This is a genomic window from Xanthobacter pollutisoli, from assembly GCF_040044995.1.
Classification (GTDB): domain Bacteria; phylum Pseudomonadota; class Alphaproteobacteria; order Rhizobiales; family Xanthobacteraceae; genus Xanthobacter.
The window spans coordinates 286984-300580 of record NZ_JBDZDP010000004.1 but is presented as its reverse complement, the minus strand read 5'-3'; the positions used below and the strand labels follow the sequence as shown (position 1 = coordinate 300580).

The 13597-nt window shown below is 69.9% G+C and carries 12 protein-coding genes and 1 pseudogene; 12 read left to right on the top strand and 1 reads right to left on the bottom strand.

From position 1 onward, the window contains the following. Positions 1–138 precede the first annotated feature (138 nt). The 7 genes and pseudogenes from ABLE93_RS12220 to ABLE93_RS12190 all read left to right on the top strand — a co-directional run bounded on the left by ABLE93_RS12220 (position 139) and on the right by ABLE93_RS12190 (position 6746). Positions 139–759 carry a ribonuclease D gene (locus ABLE93_RS12220; RefSeq protein ID WP_348840076.1) on the top strand — a complete coding sequence of 207 codons (621 nt, stop codon included), beginning with the start codon at positions 139–141 and terminating at the stop codon, positions 757–759. Positions 760–934: 175 nt separating this feature from the next. Continuing rightward, positions 935–1819: a hypothetical protein gene (locus ABLE93_RS12215; RefSeq protein ID WP_348840075.1), complete on the top strand. Its 885-nt coding sequence runs from the start codon at positions 935–937 to the stop codon at positions 1817–1819. After that, positions 1816–2460: an LptA/OstA family protein gene (locus ABLE93_RS12210; protein ID WP_348840074.1), complete on the top strand. Its 645-nt coding sequence runs from the start codon at positions 1816–1818 to the stop codon at positions 2458–2460. The genes ABLE93_RS12215 and ABLE93_RS12210 overlap by 4 nt, the downstream gene beginning before the upstream one ends. Before the next feature lie 539 nt (positions 2461–2999). Next, complete coding sequence (lptB, locus tag ABLE93_RS12205) at positions 3000–3740, top strand: LPS export ABC transporter ATP-binding protein (protein ID WP_348840104.1); 741 nt, start codon at positions 3000–3002, stop codon at positions 3738–3740. Positions 3741–3783: 43 nt separating this feature from the next. Then, a complete protein-coding gene (gene rpoN / locus ABLE93_RS12200; RefSeq protein ID WP_348840073.1) occupies positions 3784–5334 on the top strand; it encodes an RNA polymerase factor sigma-54 in 1551 nt (516 codons plus the stop codon). A gap of 175 nt (positions 5335–5509) precedes the next feature. Further along, positions 5510–6013, top strand: a pseudogene (locus ABLE93_RS26980) (DUF2254 family protein); the annotation flags it as partial. A 67-nt stretch (positions 6014–6080) separates the two neighbouring features. Next, positions 6081–6746: a DUF2254 family protein gene (locus ABLE93_RS12190; protein WP_348840071.1), complete on the top strand. Its 666-nt coding sequence runs from the start codon at positions 6081–6083 to the stop codon at positions 6744–6746. Positions 6747–6769: 23 nt separating this feature from the next. Here ABLE93_RS12190 and ABLE93_RS12185 read toward each other — a convergent pair whose 3' ends face one another. Next, entirely contained in the window at positions 6770–7198 is a 429-nt protein-coding gene (locus ABLE93_RS12185; RefSeq protein ID WP_348840070.1) for an organic hydroperoxide resistance protein, read from the bottom strand. A gap of 143 nt (positions 7199–7341) precedes the next feature. On the opposite strand from ABLE93_RS12185, the gene ABLE93_RS12180 reads away from it, so the two are divergent. The 5 genes from ABLE93_RS12180 (at position 7342) to ubiE (ending at position 13575) form a co-directional block, all read left to right on the top strand. Then, positions 7342–7803 carry a MarR family winged helix-turn-helix transcriptional regulator gene (locus tag ABLE93_RS12180; protein WP_348840069.1) on the top strand — a complete coding sequence of 154 codons (462 nt, stop codon included), beginning with the start codon at positions 7342–7344 and terminating at the stop codon, positions 7801–7803. A gap of 62 nt (positions 7804–7865) precedes the next feature. Then, on the top strand, positions 7866–8588 hold the full coding sequence (locus tag ABLE93_RS12175; protein WP_348840068.1) for an alpha/beta hydrolase: 723 nt from the start codon (positions 7866–7868) through the stop codon (positions 8586–8588). Between the two features lie 117 nt (positions 8589–8705). After that, on the top strand, positions 8706–12206 hold the full coding sequence (locus tag ABLE93_RS12170) for a hybrid sensor histidine kinase/response regulator (RefSeq protein ID WP_348840067.1): 3501 nt from the start codon (positions 8706–8708) through the stop codon (positions 12204–12206). Between the two features lie 232 nt (positions 12207–12438). After that, positions 12439–12648 carry a hypothetical protein gene (locus ABLE93_RS12165; protein WP_348840066.1) on the top strand — a complete coding sequence of 70 codons (210 nt, stop codon included), beginning with the start codon at positions 12439–12441 and terminating at the stop codon, positions 12646–12648. A gap of 111 nt (positions 12649–12759) precedes the next feature. Beyond that, positions 12760–13575, top strand: coding sequence for a bifunctional demethylmenaquinone methyltransferase/2-methoxy-6-polyprenyl-1,4-benzoquinol methylase UbiE (ubiE, locus tag ABLE93_RS12160; RefSeq protein WP_348840065.1), 816 nt, complete (start codon positions 12760–12762; stop codon positions 13573–13575). Positions 13576–13597 lie beyond the last annotated feature (22 nt).

Genomic DNA, 13597 nt, shown 5'->3' with positions numbered 1-13597 from the left:
CCCCAAAGCGAAACGCCGGGCTTCTAGCACGCGGGCAGCACCCGCGCACCGTCCGCGTGGCGCGCCCGGGCGCGCCCATCGACAGCCCCCGCCCGCTTCGCTACAAGCCGGCATCAGCCAAAGCATGAAGACACAGCCATGACGATCCGCCTTTACCGCGGCGACCTGCCCGCCGACTTCGTGGCCGCGCCGGTGGTGGCCATCGACACGGAAACCATGGGCCTCGACCCGTTCCGCGACCGTTTGTGCCTCGTGCAGCTCTCCAACGGCGACGGCAGCGCCGACCTCGTGCAGATCCCGCAGGGCGCCGGGGCGGCGAGCGCGCCCAACCTCGTGCGCATGCTGACCGATCCCAGCGTGACCAAGCTGTTCCATTTCGGACGCTTCGACATCGCCATGCTCCAGCACACCTTCAAGGTGATGCCGCAGCCGGTGTGGTGCACCAAGATCGCCTCGCGCCTGGTGCGCACCTACACCGACCGGCACGGGCTGAAGGACCTGCTGCGCGAACTCATCAACGTGGACATCTCAAAGCAGCAGCAGAGCTCGGACTGGGGCGCCGCCGACCTCTCCGACGCCCAGCTGTCCTATGCCGCCTCCGACGTGCTGCACCTGCACGCGGTGAAGGCGAAGCTGGAGGAGATGCTGGCGCGCGAGGGCCGCACCGGCCTTGCCGCGGCGTGCTTCGCCTTCCTGCCGGCGCGGGCGGCCCTGGACCTCTCCGGCTGGGCGGACGAGGACATCTTCGCCCACTCCTGACGCTGCGTCGGCCGCGCAAATCCAGCAACCGCGCCGCTTCCGGCGCGGCTCTTGCACCGCGGCGTCATTTCGGACACCTTTGCCCGGCGCGTGGGGCGACGCGCCGGGCGGCCTGGTCTCAAGGCGCAGCCGACGACAGGCGCAAGCGGGGCAGGCCCGCCGCCGGAACAGGGCCATGAACCGACACGTGCCGCCACACGATTTCGACACCCGCGCGGAGGCCGCCGGCCCGCTGGAGGCGGAGGCGATCGCCCCTGCGCGCCCGGCGCCCGACTTCACCAGCGCCCGCCGGCACAGCGCGCGGGTGCGCTGGATCAAGCGCCTCGTGCCGCTCTCCATCGTGCTGGCGGTGGTGATCATCGGCGGCGCCTCGCTCCTGTCGCGCCTCAAGCTCACCATCGAGCTGCCGTTCGACATCGGCCACCTCACCCTGTCGGGCTCGCGCCTGACCATGGAGCTGCCCAAGCTCTCCGGCTTCACCGACGACAACCGCGGCTATCGGGTGACCGCCAAGACCGCCACCCAGGACCTGACCCGCCCCGACGTGATCGACCTGACCGACATCGAGGCGCGCCTGGAGATGGCGGACAAGGGCTGGGCCAGCGTGCTGGCCAAGACCGGCAGCTTCGACACCAAGAAGCAGTTCATCACCCTCGGCGACGGGGTGGACCTCGCCATGAACGGCGGCTACGGCGGCAAGCTCCAGGATGCGCAGGTGGACGTGAAGGCCGGCACCATCGTCACGCCCCATGCGGTGCTCTTCACCTATCTCGACGGCAAGCTGGTCGCCGACCGGCTCGACGTGACCGAGCGCGGCACCCGCGCCCTGTTCCAGGGCAATGTTCAGCTGGACTTCCGCCTCAACAGCCTGCCCGGCCAGAAGGCCGATACGCCCCCCACCGGCTCGACGACGCCGCGGGTGCAGGAGGCGGCGGTGCCCCACCAGCAAGATCCCGCCCCCGCCGCCGCGGCTCACCCGGCGCCGCAGCCCGCGCCCGCCCCAGCGCCCCTGCCCGCCTCCGCTCCCCTTCCTCCGCGACGCCCGGTGCCTGCGCCATGATCCGCGTTCCGACGACAGCTCCCGGCTGCGCCCTTTCCGCCCGGCTGCTGATGGTGGCGGCGCTCGGCCTCGCCGTCCTCGCCGGGCCGGCGGCGGCGCAGACCTCCAACGTTCCCAACGCCCTCCAGGGCTTTGCCCGCAACCGCGACCAGCCCGTGCGGATCAATGCGGATTCCCTCGAGGTGCGCGACAAGGACAAGGTCGCGGTGTTCTCCGGCAACGTGCTGGTGACCCAGGGCGACACCACGCTGCGCTCCAAGGACCTGCTGGTCTATTACGAAGGCTCGGTGGGCGGCCAGGCCGCCGCCGGCCCGCAGTCCGGCACCGACCCGGCCCAGAAGGGGCAGATCCGCAAGCTCGACGCCACCGGCGGCGTGGTGGTGAAGACCAAGGAACAGACCGCCACCGGCGACAGCGGCAGCTTCGACATGAAGACCAACACGGTCACCATGGTCGGCAAGCCGGTGGTGCTCACCCAGGGGCCCAACGTCATCCGCGGCCAGAAGCTGGTGGTGGACCTCGTGACCGGCGTGTCGAAGTTCGAGGGCGGCCGGGTGGAAAGCCTCATCGTACCGGGCAGCCTGAAGGACCAGGCGCCGCCGAAGCCCGACCAGGGCGGACAGCCCGCCCCCCGGCGCTGACGGATCCGGCCCGTCGGAGAGGGGCCGCGCGGGGGCTCCGGCAGCTTTCGCGCGCCTGTCAAGCATAATTATTGAATCTTCTTCTCAACAGGTTACGGGTCTTTGTCCGACTTGGGAGCAAATCCGCCTTAAGTCGCGGCCCGTATTTTGCATGGACGGATTGCATCCCCGGCGCGGACGTTCTAAACCTTCCATTCTGGGGGCCGGAGTTTCCGGAGGTCGCGTTGAACGTCCTGTCCATGTTCGGCAAGTCGAAGTCCGGGTCCGGCGGCGCCAAGGGCGCGCGCGGTGCCGGTCCGGCTGCACCGCGCGACGATCAGACCCCGCCCGATTGGGATGCCGCCGGCTGGGAGGACGACCCGCAGGGCGAGCACGACCGTTACGCCCCCCATGATCCTCGCCAGAGTGGGCAGGGCGACGATCCGAGCCTCTATGCGGAGGACCGCGGCGCCTATGCTCGCTGGGACGCTGAGGCGGGCTACGGCGCGGACGGCTACCGCGCCGATGCCTATGCCGGCGATGCTTATGCCGGCGATGACGTGGCGCCCTTCGATTCCACCAGCGCGCTCGCCGCATTCGGCCTTGCCAAGAGCTACGGCGGCCGCCAGGTGGTGCGCGACGTGAGCCTGAACGTCCGCCGCGGCGAGGCGGTGGGCCTGCTCGGTCCCAACGGCGCGGGCAAGACCACCTGCTTCTACATGGTGACCGGCCTCGTGAAGGCCGACGCCGGCCGCATCGAGCTCGACGGCCACGACATCACCCCCATGCCCATGTATCGCCGCGCCCGCCTCGGCATCGGCTACCTGCCGCAGGAGGCCTCCATTTTCCGGGGCCTCTCGGTGGAGGACAACATCATGGGCGTGCTGGAGGTGACGGAGCGCAACCGCGCCCGCCGCCGCGAGGAGACCGAGGCGCTCCTCGAAGAGTTCAAGATCACCCACGTGCGCAAGTCCGCCGCCATTGCCCTGTCGGGCGGCGAGCGGCGGCGGCTGGAGATCGCCCGCGCGCTGGCCAGCCGGCCCTCCTTCATGCTGCTGGACGAGCCCTTCGCCGGCATCGACCCCATTGCGGTGGGCGACATCCAGGCGCTGGTGCGCCACCTCACCTCGCGCGGCATCGGCGTGCTCATCACCGACCACAACGTGCGCGAGACGCTCGGCCTCATCGACCGCGCCTACATCATCCATTCCGGCTCGGTGCTGATGGAGGGTGATCCCGAAGCCATCGTTTCCAGCCCCGACGTGCGTCGGCTCTACCTGGGCGAGGAGTTCCGCCTATGAGGGCTGCCGCGGCCTTCCCTTCCCTCCGGTTCGGGAGCGCACCATGGCGCTGAGCCCGAAGATGGAGTTCCGCCAGAGCCAGTCGCTGGTGATGACGCCGCAGCTGATGCAGGCCATCAAGCTGCTGCAGCTCTCCAACATGGAACTGGTGGCCTATGTGGAGGCCGAGCTCGAGCGCAATCCGCTGCTCGAGCGCATCGCCGAGAATGATTCTGGCCCCGAGGCCCAGCCGGACGGCGGCGAGCCGCGCGGCGACGAGATGCCCCCCGAGCGCGAGGCTCCCGCCGCCAGCGACTGGATGGAGCGGGACATGGAGCCCAGCCGGGCGGCCATGGAAACCCGCCTCGACACCGATCTCGGCAACGTCTTCCCCGACGACGTGCCGGCCGAGCGGGGCTCCCCCGGCGGCGGCTCCACGGGCTCCAGCCCCTCCACCGGCGAATGGGGCGGCGGCGAGCGGGGCGAGGACTACAATCCCGAGGCCTTTCTTACCGCCGAGGCGACCCTCGCCGACCATCTGGAGGCGCAACTCTCGGTGGCGGTGAGCGATCCTGCCCGCCGGCTCATCGGCGTCAACATCATCGGCCTCATCGACGAGACCGGCTATTTCACCGGGGACCTCGACCAGCTGGCCGAGCAGATGGGCGTTGCGCGCACCGAGGTCGAGGCGGTGCTGAAGCTGATCCAGACCTTCGAGCCCAGCGGCGTGGGCGCCCGCAACCTCGCCGAATGCCTCGCCATCCAGCTGCGCGAACGCGACCGCTTCGATCCCGCCATGCAGGCGCTGGTGGCCAATCTGGAGCTGCTCGCCCGCCACGACCGCAATGCGCTGAAGCGCATCTGCGGTGTGGACGGCGAGGATCTCGCCGACATGATCGGCGAGATCCGCCGGCTCGATCCCAAGCCGGGCCTGGCCTTCGGCTCCGGCGTCGTGCATCCGCTGGTGCCGGACGTCTATGTGCGCCCCGGCGCCGACGGCACCTGGATCGTCGAATTGAATTCCGAGACCCTGCCGCGGGTTCTGGTGAACCAGAGCTACCACGCGACGGTGGTGAAACACGCCCGCTCGCAGGAGGAGAAGAGCTTCCTCGCCGACTGCCTGCAGAGCGCCAGCTGGCTCACCCGCTCCCTCGACCAGCGGGCGCGCACCATCCTGAAGGTGGCGAGCGAGATCGTGCGCCAGCAGGACGCCTTCCTGCTGCATGGCGTGCGCTACCTGCGGCCGCTGAACCTGCGCACCGTGGCGGACGCCATCGGCATGCACGAATCTACCGTCTCGCGGGTCACCTCCAACAAATACATCTCCACGCCGCGCGGCGTGGTGGAGATGAAGTTCTTCTTCTCCTCCGCCATCTCCGCCTCGGGCGGCGGCGAGGCCCATTCGGCGGAGGCGGTGCGCCACCGCATCAAGACGCTGATCGAGGCCGAGAGCCCCGAGGACGTGCTCTCCGACGACACCCTGGTGCAGAAGCTGAAGGAAGTGGGCATCGACATCGCCCGCCGCACCGTCGCCAAGTACCGCGAGGGCATGAACATCCCCTCCTCCGTCCAGCGCCGCCGCGAGAAGATGGCCCTGCGCAGCGAGGCCAGCTGAGGGAAAAGGGCGCCCTCGGGCGCGCCTTGGGGACCGCTGGTCCCCATCAACGCGTGGTCGATTTCGGAACCTGCGCCCACCGGCCACGCTTGGTGTCCCATGAAGCGCTCCCGCCCGCCGCGGCTCACCCGCGTTCCCGGCCGCACTCCCTTGCCTGACAGGGGGCGATGACGGCATGGGCCTTCTCACCGATCGCCTGCGCTTTCGCCTGCGGCGCTGGATCACACGGCTCTGGTTCTGGCCCACGGCCTACAGCCTCGCCGCGGTGGCTGTGCTGGGCGTCGCGGCGGCGCTGCCGGACGACGTCAAGCTGCCGGACTATCTGACCTTCGCCGCCGACAGCATGGCGCCGGTGCTCACGGTTCTGGCCTCCAGTATGCTGGCGGTGGTCACCTTCAGCCTGTCCGCCATCGTGTCGGCCCTCGCCGCTGCCGCCCAGTCGGCGACGCCGCGCGCAAGCACGCTGCTGATGGAGGACTCGGCGGTCCAGCGGCCGCTCAGTGTGTTCGTCGGCGCCTTCCTGTTCGCCATCGTCGCCATCGTGGGCGGGGTGGGGAACGTCTATTCCGATGCCGGCCGTCTGCTGCTGTTCGCGGCGACGGTGGGGCTCATCGCCATCGTCGTCACCACGCTGCTGCGCTGGATCGACCGGATCACCCGGCTCGGGCGGGTGAGCGAGGTGGTGGACCGGGCGGAAGCGGCCACCGAGAAGGCGCTACGCCGCCGCCCCGGGCTTCGGCGCCCGGGTGCGCGAGGCGGAGCCACCGCCCGGCTATCCGGTGCACGCGCCGCAGATCGGCTATGTGCAGCACGTGGACGTGCCGTATCTCGCCAAGGAGCTGCCGGACGGCGCCACCGTGCATCTGGTGGTGCGCCCCGGCGCGTTCGTGGATCCGGCGCGGCCGGTGGCGGTGCTCGACACGCCCCCCACCGACGATCTGGTGGAGACGATCTGCGCCGCCATCACCATCGGCGATGGCCGCAGCTTCGAGCAGGACCCGCGCTTCGGACTGGTGGTGCTGGCGGAGATCGCCTCCAAGGCGCTGTCGCCGGCGGTCAACGACATGGGCACCGCCATCGACGTGATCGGCACCATCACGCGGCTGGTGTGGACATGGCGCGCCGCCGTGCGGGAGGCGGCGCCGGAGACTGCGTTCAACGTCACCATCGCGGCCATCGCCGCCGACGACATGATGGAGGACGCCTTCCGTCCCATCGCGCGGGACGGGGCGGGGCAGATCGAGGTGGGACTGCGCCTCGTGGCGGCGCTGCGCTCCATCGCCGCCATCGACGACCCGGAGTTGGAGGCGGCGGCGCGGCGCCGCCTCGACGACGTGCTGCTGCGGGCCGGGGCGGCGCTGGCGCCGCAGGATCTGGCAGTGCTGGAGGCGGCCGCCTCCGGCACGCGCTGACCCGTTCCCGGCCGCGGCGCACCTCAGACCAGGCTGAGCTTCACGTCGATGTTGCCGCGGGTGGCGTTGGAATAGGGGCACACCTCGTGGGCCTTGGCGATCAGCGCCTCGCCCGCCGCGCGGTCCACACCCGGCAGGGACACCGCCAGAGCAATCTCCAGGCCGAAGCCGCCTTCCGAGCGCGGGCCGATGCCCACGGTGGAGGTGACGGACGCGTCCGCCGGCACCTTCACGCTGCCGCCCTGGGAGGCCACGAACTTCATGGCGCCGATGAAGCAGGCGGCATAGCCGGTGGCGAACAGCTGCTCGGGATTGACCCCGTTTCCGCCGGCGCCGCCGAGCTCCTTCGGCGTCACCAGGTTCACGTCCAACGCACCGTCGAGGGTGGCGGAACGACCGTCGCGGCCACCGGTGGCGCGGGCGGAGGTGCTGTAGAGGACATTCACGGACATGGTCGGCTCCTGTGCTTGCGTCATTTATTTATGACACGATTAAATCGAACACGATCTTTATTAACGGACCGATGCGAAGGCGTCAAGCGCTTGCGATTAGATCGTGCGCAAATTATCTTGGGCGCATGACCAGAGGCCTCGCCATGTCCGACTCCGCCCCATCCGAAACGCCCGATTTCGTCCCCATCGACGACAAGCTGTGCTTCGCCCTCTATGCCGCAAGCCACGCCTTCACGCGGGTCTACAAGCCGCTGCTGGACGCGGTCGGCCTCACCTATCCGCAATATCTGGTCATGGTGACCCTGTGGGAGGAGGACGATCGCACCGTGGGCAACATCGGCGACAAGCTCGGGCTGGAATCGAGCACCCTCACGCCGCTGCTGAAGCGGCTGGAGGCCATGGGGCACGTCTCCCGCAGCCGGGATCCGGACGACGAGCGCGTGGTTCGCATCCGCCTTACCGACAAGGGCCGCGCCCTGCGGCGGGAGACCCGCACCATCCCGGGCTGCATCCTCGCCGCCACCGGGCTCGACATTGCCGGCGTGGTCCGCCTCCAGCGCGAGATCACCGCCCTGAGGAAGGCGCTGGAGCAGGCGGCCGCCTGAGGCCTTCTGCCCGACCCGGGTATATTGTAGACCCGATGCGCTCGCGCTTACCGGAGGCAGGCATGCTCGACCCCCATCTCGCCGGACACATCGCCTTCGCTCCGGCCCCGCCCGACCGCGCGCCGCTGCCGGCCGGCCGGCACGAACTCGGCCTCGCCGCCGAGCGGGACGCGCTGCTGGTGGTGCCGGAGGGGATCGACTCCAGCGCACCCGTGCCGCTGATGGTGCTGTTCCATGGCGGGGGCGGCAGCGCACAGAAGATCCTGCCGATGATGGAGACCCACGCCGCACGCCTGGGCTTCCTCCTGCTGGTGCCGCAGTCCGTCTTCCCAACCTGGGACATCGTCATCGCCGGCAATGGCCCCGACCGCGAGCGGCTGGAGCAGGCGCTCGCCGCCCTCGCCCGGCATTTCGCCATCGACCCGCGGCGCATCTGCTTCGCCGGCCATTCCGACGGCGGCAGCTATGCCCTTTCCCTCGGGCTCACCAACGGCCACTTCGTCACCCACGTCATCGTCTCGTCCGCCGGCTTCATGTCGGTGCACCGCCAGCAGGGGGCGCCGCGCGTCTTCATCTCCCATGGGGTGAACGACGAGCAGATCCCCATCCAGCGCAGCGGGCGGGCGCATTCCGCCCTGCTGAAGGAGGCGGGCTACGACGTCACCTACATGGAATACAACGGCCCCCACGCCTGGCAGCCGCCGGTGGTGGCGCTGGCGGCCGACTTCTTCATGGCGCCGCTGCCCGCGCCGGTCGCCCTCGCGCAGGGCCAGGAAGCCGGCTGAAGGATATTGCGCCGGCTTTGATCCGGTCGCTGGACAAGCCCCCGACGAAGTGATGAGGTCCGTCCAAACACAAGAAAAAATGGCGGCCGAGCCCACCCGCGCCGCCGGACGGGAGACATGCTTCAGGCCTCGGTCGTCATCTTCGCGGCGCTCGCCTATATCGGCTTCCTGTTCGCCATCGCGAGCTATGGCGACCGGCTGAGGCCCGGTGCTGCGCGCCGTGGGCCGCGGCCGATGATCTATTCCCTGTCGCTGGCGGTGTACTGCACCTCGTGGACCTTCTTCGGCTCGGTGGGCCTTGCCACCACGCAGGGCTTCGACTTCCTCACCATCTACCTCGGCCCCATCATCCTCATGACGGTGGGCGCCCCGCTGTTCATGCGGGTGGTGCGGCTCGCCAAGGCCAACAACATCACCTCCATCGCCGACTTCATCGCGGCGCGCTACGGCAAGAACCAGGGCATCGCCGCCCTCGTCACCATCGTCGCCATCGTCGGTGCCATTCCCTACATCTCCCTGCAGCTGAAGGCCGTGTCCGCCTCGCTGGTGGCTTTGCTGGGGCACTTCGCCGGCGACCACGGGCGCGGCACGGTGGTGGGCGATCTGGCGCTGTTCGTCGCCTGCGCCATGGCGGCCTTCGCCATCCTGTTCGGCACGCGCCACACCGACGCCACCGAGCACCAGGACGGCCTGATGCTCGCCATCGCCACCGAATCCCTGGTGAAGCTCGCCGCCTTCCTGGCGGTGGGCCTGCTCGTCACCTTCTTCATCTTCGACGGCCCCTCGACCCTGTGGTACGCCGCCAGCGAGGCCGGGGTGACGGCGCCCTTCGAGCGCGGGCTCTCGCTGGAGAGCTGGCTGACCATGACGGTGCTGTCCGGCGGCGCCTTCATGCTGCTGCCGCGCCAGTTCCATGTGGCGGTGGTGGAGAACAAGGGCGACGCCGAGATCCGCCGGGCGCGCTGGCTGTTCCCGCTCTATCTCGTGCTCATCAACCTGTTCGTGGTGCCGCTGGCGCTCGCCGGCATGACGCTGTTCCCCCTCAACATGGTGGACAGCGACGTCTACGTGTTGGCCGTTCCCCTCGCCGCCGGCTTCGAGAGCCTGGCGCTGCTCGCCTTCGTCGGCGGCCTCTCCGCCGCCACCGCCATGGTGATCGTCGAGTGCGTCGCCATCGCCATCATGGTGTCCAACGACCTGGTGATGCCGCTGCTGCTGCGCCACAAGGCCGAGGCGGGAGAGGACGGTCCGCGCGCCGACATGACCGGCCTTCTGCTGATGGTGCGGCGGGTGGCCATCTTCGCCATCGTGCTGCTGGCGTATCTCTATTACCGCACCACCGGCGACGTGCAGCTGGCGCAGATCGGCCTGCTCTCCTTCGCCGCCATCGCCCAGGTGGGCCCCGCCTTCGCCGCCGGCCTCCTGTGGCAGAGGGCGACGGCGAAGGGCGCCATCGCCGGCATCGTCGCGGGCGGCGCGGTCTGGGCCTACACGCTGCTGATGCCGAGCCTCGCCGAGGCCGGGCTGGTGTCCGCCTCGGTCATCGAGCACGGCCCCTTCGGCTTCGCCCTGCTGCGCCCCACCGCCCTGCTCGGCCTCACGGCCGGCCCGCTCGCCCACGGCGTCGCCTGGAGCCTCGGGCTCAACACCCTGGCGCTGGTCATCGTCTCCTTCCTCACCAAGCCGTCGCAGATCGAGCGCACCCAGGCGCGGCTGTTCGCCGAGGTGCCGGACCGGCCGCCGGCGCGGCCGGCCTTCCTGCGCTGGCGCTCGTCGGTCACGCTCGGCGAGCTCATGGGCACGGTGGAGCGCTATCTCGGCGCCGAGCGCGCCCGCGGCGCCTTCGAGACCTACGCCCGCCAGCACGGGTTCAAGCTCGACGTCCACCGCGAGGCCGACGCGGGCATGGTGCGCTATGCCGAGCATCTCCTCGCCTCGGCGGTGGGCGCGGCCTCCTCCCGCCTCGTGCTGTCGCTGCTGCTGCGCAAGCGCGCCGTGTCCATCAAGGCTGCCCTGAAGCTGCTGGACGACGCCTCGGCCGCCATCCAGTACAATCGCGAGCTGCTGCAGAGCGCCATCGACCACGTGCGGCAGGGCATCGCCGTGTTCGACCGCGACCTGCGGCTCGTGTGCTGGAACCGCCAGTTCGGCCAGATGCTGGACCTGCCGGCCGGCTGCTACGCGGTGGGCGTGCCTCTCACCGACATCCTCGGCGCCGCGCCGGCCGACGAGGACGACGGCAGCATCGGCGCCCGCGTCGCCCGCTACGTGAGCCCCGCGCCGGATTTCTCGGAGCGCCTGCACCAGCGCGGCGCGGTGATCGAGGCGCGGTCCGATCCCATGCCGGACGGCGGCATCGCCGTGACCTTCACCGACATCACCGCCAGCGTCGAGGCCGCCCTCGCCCTGGAGCGGGCCAACGAGACGCTGGAGAAGCGGGTGCGCGAGCGCACCGAGGAGCTGGAGCGCCTCAACGGCGCGCTGGAGCGCGCCAAGGCGGAGGCCGACGAGGCCAATCTTTCCAAGACGCGCTTCCTCGCCGCCGCGAGCCATGACATCCTCCAGCCGCTCAACGCGGCCCGGCTCTACGCCACCTCCATGGTGGAGCGCGCCAAGGGGCCGGAGGAGGTGCGCCTCGCCGGCAACGTGGATGCCTCGCTCGAATCGGTGGAGGAGATCCTCGGCGCGCTGCTGGACATCTCCCGCCTCGACAGCGGCGTCATGCGGCCGGAATTCTCGGCCTTCCGCATCGCCGAGGTGCTGAAGCCGCTGGAGATGGAATTCGCCCCGCTGGCGCGCGAGAAGGATTTGAAACTCACCTTCGTGCCCTGCTCGCTGGCGGTGCGCTCCGACCGGCGCCTGCTGCGGCGCCTGCTGCAGAACCTCGTCTCCAACGCGGTCAAATACACCCCCCGCGGCCGCATCCTGGTGGGCTGCCGGCGCGCCGGCGGCAAGGTGCGGGTGGAGGTCTACGACACCGGGGTTGGCATCCCGCGTTCCAAGCAGAAGCTGGTGTTTCAGGAGTTCCAGCGGCTCGACCAGGGCGCCAAGGTGGCGCGGGGGCTCGGGCTCGGCCTCTCCATCGTGGAGCGCATCGCGCGGGTGCTGGAGCACCCGGTGGTGGTGCGCTCGGCGGTGGGGAAGGGATCGGCCTTCACCGTGGAGCTGCCGGTCGCCGTCTCCATGCCCGAGGAGCCGCAGGTGGCGCCGAGCCCCGCCCGCCGCGGGGCGCCGCTGGACGGCCTCACCATCCTCGCCATCGACAACGAGCCCGCCATCCTCGAAGGCATGGAGCTGCTGCTCACCGGCTGGGGCTGCGATGTCATCACCGCCGCCAGCGCCCAGGGCGCCATCGAGGCCGTGCGGGTGCGCCGCAAGAAGCCGGACGTGGCGCTGGTGGACTACCACCTCGACGGCGGCCACGGCATCGATGCGATCATGTCGCTGCGGTGGAAACTGGGGATGCTGCCCGCCGTCCTCATCACCGCCGACCGCTCCAAGAAGGTGCGCGACGCCGCCCGCGCGGCGGACATGGAAATCCTCAACAAGCCGTTGAAGCCGGCCGCGCTGAGGGCGATCCTCGCCCACTGGCGGCTCGCCCGCTCGGCCGCCGAATAGGCCGGGATGGCCCGCACAGCGCCCGCCCTGCTGCCGATTTGCCACAGGGTCCGGACGTCCCGGTTAAACCCCCGTTCATCCGCATGAACGCCCCATAAACGCCGCCTTCAGCCAGCGTTATGAGGACGTGCCATAGAAGCACGCCCTCGCGGCATGGAATTGTTACTCATAGGTTAATATTTGTAACTCTTCCATGCTCACTTCGACGCGCGAATACTTTTGGAGCGTGGCTATGACGATCACGATCAACGTTCCCGTCTTCCCGCTGCGGAAAGAGATCGCCGCCCGCAAGCGGCGCCGCGGTTTTCCCATGTCCTTCTCGCTGCGCGGCTGCGCCAGCGCGGCGCGGGAGGAAAACCTCGATCCGCGCTACACCGAGGACGGGCTGGAGTTCGACGTGACCGGCATCGCCCGTCCCCCGCGCGGCTCCCGCGGCGGCTGATTCGCGCCCTCCCGCCGGGCGTCGCGGCCTGCGACGCCGGCTTTATGGCGCCCGCCGGGATCATCCGATAAGGTCGCGACCGAAACGCAACAGCGCGCGGCCGAGATCAAGATGACGGACTTCAATTCCGCCCCCCCGGCGAGCGACGCCGCCGGCACCGAGGCTGCCGGCGCCCCCAGCGGCGACACCCATTTCGGCTATCGCACCGTGCCGTTGGCCGAGAAGCAGGGGCTGGTGGACGACGTGTTCCACAAGGTGGCGCGGCGCTACGACATCATGAACGACCTGATGTCCGGCGGCCTCCACCGCGCCTGGAAGGATGCGCTGGTCTCCAAGGTGCGCCCGCCGCAGGGCGGGAGGGCGTTCCACCTGCTCGACCTCGCCGGCGGCACCGGAGACGTCGCCTTCCGCGTGGTGAAGGCGGGCGGGCCGGCGACCGACGCCATCGTCGCCGACATCAATACCGACATGCTGGCCGTGGGCCGCACGCGCGCCGAGAAGCGCGGCCTCTCGGAGAAGGTCGCTTTCCAGGAGGCGAACGCCGAGGCCCTGCCCTTCGCCGACATGAGCTTCGATGCCGTCACCATCGCCTTCGGCATCCGCAACGTGCCGCGCATCGATCTCGCCCTGAAGGAGATGCGCCGCGTGCTGAAGCCCGGCGGGCGCGCCTTCGTGCTGGAATTCTCCAAGGTGGACGTGCCGCTGCTGGACAAGCTCTACGACACCTTCTCCTTCCGCGTGATCCCCGAGATCGGCAAGCGCGTGGCGGGGGATGCCGAGCCCTACCAGTATCTGGTGGAATCCATCCGCCGCTTCCCGCCGGCGGAGGCCTTCGCGCAGATGATGCGCGAGGCGGGGTTCGCCCGCGTCGACTTCACCCGCATGACCGGCGGCGTGGTGGCGCTGCATTCGGGCTTCCGCATCTGATGGCGGCCATCCTGCGCGCCGG